The 2,444-nt window shown below is 51.3% G+C and carries 2 protein-coding genes; both read left to right on the top strand.

Features of this window, described 5'->3' with window-relative positions:
- Nucleotides 1–234: 234 nt before the first annotated feature.
- Nucleotides 235–1,308, top strand: coding sequence for an efflux RND transporter periplasmic adaptor subunit (locus DWZ67_RS19910; protein WP_034529001.1), 1,074 nt, complete (start codon nucleotides 235–237; stop codon nucleotides 1,306–1,308).
- 36 nt (nucleotides 1,309–1,344) lie between these two features.
- A partial coding sequence (locus DWZ67_RS19905) for an efflux RND transporter permease subunit (RefSeq protein ID WP_133302960.1) occupies nucleotides 1,345–2,444 on the top strand: 1,100 nt, incomplete at its 3' end.

The raw sequence follows: 2,444 nt of genomic DNA, 5'->3' as shown, positions 1-2,444 counted from the left end.
GGATGGTATTGACGAAAGAGCCGAAAGTGCATTCTACGGCAATACGACAGATGAGGGAGGAAATAAAAAAGATTCAGCTTATTTTTGTCCATATCAAAAAAGATGAATAAAAACGGAAAGTGTTAATAATGAGCGAACTAATTGCTAAAGTGCTATGAAAAAAGTGTCCACATGCAAATATCGGTTCGTTTTTTTGAAACGATTAATTTTATCAATTTATAATTGAGTATGAATATGAAGACACAGAACTATCGATACCTGCTATGCATGGCCGTTGCCCTGCTTGCCGCCTGCTCCGATGCCGGAAAGGGAAAAGAGTCCGAGGAAGGGGTGGCAACCGTCCTGCCAAGTGAAAGCAATGAAGTGACCGTGAAAGTCCTGAAGCGGGCGACCTTTGAGCATGAACTGGTGAGCAACGGAAAAGTAACCGCCGGTGCCATGGCGGATTTGCGTTTTGAGACCACCGGTGTAGTGGCACACATCTACGTGAAGAACGGTGACCCGGTGCGCAAAGGGCAGAAACTTGCCGAACTGGATAAGTTCCGCCTGAAGAACAAGACCGCGCAGGCCAAGGATGCCTTGGAAAAAGCGGAACTTGAGTTGCAGGATGTATTGATAGGGCAAGGCTATCCGGTGGGGGATGCCTCCAAAGTACCTGCTGACATCATGAAGCTGGCCCGCGTGAGGAGCGGTTACGACCAGAGCCTCGCCCAGTATGAGCTTGCCGCGTATGAAGAGGAACACGCCACGCTGGTTGCGCCTTTTGACGGGGTAGTGGCGAACCTGTTCTCCAAACCGTTCAACGAGGCAAGTACCTCGGAAGCCTTCTGCTCCATTATCGGCACTCAAGGTATGGAGGTGGACTTCACGGTGCTGGAAAGCGAACTGCCGTTGATAAAGAGTGGCGACAAGGTGATTGTTACCCCTTATTCGGATGCCGGCTTTAGGCAGGAGGGGCGCATCACCCAAATCAATCCTCTGGTGGATGACAAGGGGATGGTTAAGGTGAAGGCTGCCGTCAATGGCAAGGGACGGCTGTTCAGTGGGATGAACGTGAGGGTGAACGTGCACCGCTCTCTGGGCGGACAGCTTGTAATCCCGAAGAGTGCCGTGGTGTTGCGTTCGGGCAAGCAGGTGGTGTTTACCCTGAAAGACGGAAAGGCGCAGTGGAACTATGTGCAGACCGGTCTGGAGAATGCGGAAAGCTATAGTATGGCCGACGATGCCCTGAAAGAAGGCGATACGGTCATTGTGACGGGAAATGTGAATCTGGCACATGAAGCATCGGTGAAGGTGGTTGATAGATAATGAGTGATAAGTGGTAATTCAAAATTCATAGTTCAATTGATAAAGTTTTTGATACAGCGGCCTATTGCCGTACTGATGGCATTTACAGCATGCTTCATTGTCGGGCTGGTGACTTACTTCACCTTGCCGGTATCCTTGCTGCCCGATATTGCCATCCCGGAAATTACAGTGCAGGTGTCGGCGCAGAATACCTCGGCGCGTGAATTAGAGAATACGGTGGTGAAACCTCTGCGGCAGCAGCTCATCCAGGTGGCGAAACTGAAGGACATGGACAGCGAGACGCGCGATGGTGCAGGCATCATCCGCCTGGGCTTCGACTTCGGTACGAATACCGACCTTGCCTTCATAGAAGTGAACGAGAAGATTGACGCCGCCATGAACTATCTGCCCAAGGATGCCGAACGCCCGAAGGTGATAAAGGCAAGTGCGACGGACATTCCTGTCTTCTACCTCAATCTGACCCTAAAAAACGACAGTGCATACGGCAAGGTGGACGAACGCGCGTTTCTTGATTTGTGCGAGTTTGCCGAAAATGTCATAAAGCGTCGCATCGAGCAGTTGGCGGAAGTGGCAATGGTGGATGTCACGGGTTTGGTCGAACGCCAGTTACAGATTGTGCCCGACCCGGGTAAGCTTGCTGTGTTGGGGCTCTCCATTGAAGACATAGAAAACGTGCTGGCGCAAAACAACGTGGAGCCGGGCAGCATGACCGTGCGCGACGGCTACTACGAATACAACATTAAGTTCTCCACCCTGCTGCGGACAGAGGAGGACGTGAAGGGCATCCTGCTGCGCAAGGAAGGACGTATCATCCGCTTGGGAGACTTCTGCCGGGTAGAGATTGTTCCTGCCAAGGAGAAAGGTGTCTCCATGAGCAATGGCAAGCGTGCCGTTACCCTTGCCGTCATCAAGCAGGCGGACGAGAATATGGAAGACATGAAGCTTGCCATCAACAGCACGATGGACTACTTCAAGAAAGTATATCCCGACATTGATTTTAGCATCAGCCGTAACCAGACGGAGTTGCTGGACTATACCATCTCCAATCTTCAGCAAAATTTGTCGTTGGGTTTCCTGTTCATCTGCATTGTGGCGGTACTCTTCTTGGGGGATGTCAAGTCGCCGTTCATCATCGG

Origin of the sequence: Bacteroides sp. AF34-31BH (genome assembly GCF_003602795.1) — a bacterium.
Taxonomy (GTDB): Bacteria; Bacteroidota; Bacteroidia; order Bacteroidales; family Bacteroidaceae; genus Bacteroides; species Bacteroides uniformis.
This window is presented reverse-complemented; position numbering and strand designations above follow the sequence as displayed.

Coding starts and splice junctions, on each gene's coding strand:
- DWZ67_RS19910 (WP_034529001.1), top strand. CDS start 235: ATGAAGACACAGAACTATCGATACCTGCTATGCATGGCCGTTGCCCTG.